Consider the following 1,363-nt stretch of genomic DNA (forward strand, 5'->3'; position numbering starts at 1 on the left):
AGTAGTATCCCATAAAGTGTGTAACTAAAGTTATTCTGATTTTTTCTGAGCCCAAAATTAGCTCAAGAAAAAAATCGGAAATAACTTTAGGTTGAAAGTCAAACTTTTAAATCACACATTATGGATGCAAAAGATTTTATGTCGGATGAATTTTTCAAACAATTCAAAACAGGCAAAGAACTAAATGACTTTTTAAAACGGATTCAGAAGCGAGGTATTGAAAAGATGCTCGAAGGCGAACTTGATGATCACCTTGGCTATGAAAAGAATCAGAAATCACAAGAAAGTAACTCACGTAACGGTTATTCGAAGAAGAAGATAAAAACCAGCTACGGAGAGTCAGAAATTGAAGTTCCCAGGGATCGGGATGCCAGTTTTAATCCCATGATTATTCCAAAGCGAGGCAACATGGTTGAAGGGCTTGAAAATATCATTGTGTCTTTCTACGCCAAAGGAATGAGCAATAATGATATCCAGCAACAAATTCTGGAAATGTACGACTTCGATATTTCCACCAGTGCCATTTCCCGTATTACCAGTAAAATCACAGATGATATTGTTGTTTGGCAAAACAGACCATTGGAACCAGTCTATTTAATCGTCTGGATGGATGGTATGGTTTTTAAGGTTCGGGAGAACTCAAAGGTGGTAAATAAAACCATATACATTGCCGTAGGGCTTCGTAGAGATGGTAAAAAAGAAGTTCTGGGACTATGGTTAGGTAAAAATGAATCATCCTCTTACTGGATGAGTGTACTTACCGATATGAAGGCTCGTGGAGTCAGGGATATCCTGATCACAGCAACGGATAATCTGAATGGTTTCACCGATACCATCAAAAATGTTTTTCCTCAGGCTACTACGCAGATTTGCGTGGTACATCAAATCAGGAACTCCAGCAGATACGTGGTTTGGAAAGACAAAAAGGAGTTCACAAAAGACATGAAATGTATTTATGATGCACCTACCAAATCAGCTGCAGAAGCTGCTTTAGAGGACTTTGCAAACAAATGGAACTCCAAGTACTCCTATGCTGTTAAAAGCTGGAGAGACAACTGGGAAGAATTGACAGTGTTTTTTGAATTCCCTATCGAAATCAGGAAAATCATTTATACAACCAACCTGATTGAGAATTTGAACGGAAAAATCAGGAAATACACGAAAAACAAGCTCTCGTTTCCTTCTGATGAAGCGGTTATGAAGTCTGTTTACCTGGCTACAAGGGAAGCTACAAAGAAATGGACGATGCCAATCAGAAACTGGGGAGTGATCTTAAATCAGTTTTTAACTATATTTGAAGAAAGGGTCAGGCTCAACGCCTAACCCTCTAAAATTTCATTTACACACTTTGTGGGACAGTGTC

Annotated in this window: 1 protein-coding gene; it reads left to right on the top strand. The window is 38.4% G+C overall.

The features are described 5' to 3' along the window. Window positions 1-120: 120 nt before the first annotated feature. Window positions 121-1,323 (top strand): IS256 family transposase, encoded by a 1,203-nt coding sequence (locus tag ELS83_RS21625; protein WP_171597620.1) that lies wholly within the window; start codon window positions 121-123, stop codon window positions 1,321-1,323. Window positions 1,324-1,363: the final 40 nt, after the last annotated feature.

The organism is Marinifilum caeruleilacunae (genome assembly GCF_013141825.1).
GTDB lineage: Bacteria > Bacteroidota > Bacteroidia > Bacteroidales > Marinifilaceae > Marinifilum > Marinifilum caeruleilacunae.

Bases quoted from the DNA above. Each gene is read 5' to 3' on its own strand.
- ELS83_RS21625 (WP_171597620.1), top strand. From the start codon at position 121: ATGGATGCAAAAGATTTTATGTCGGATGAATTTTTCAAACAATTCAAA.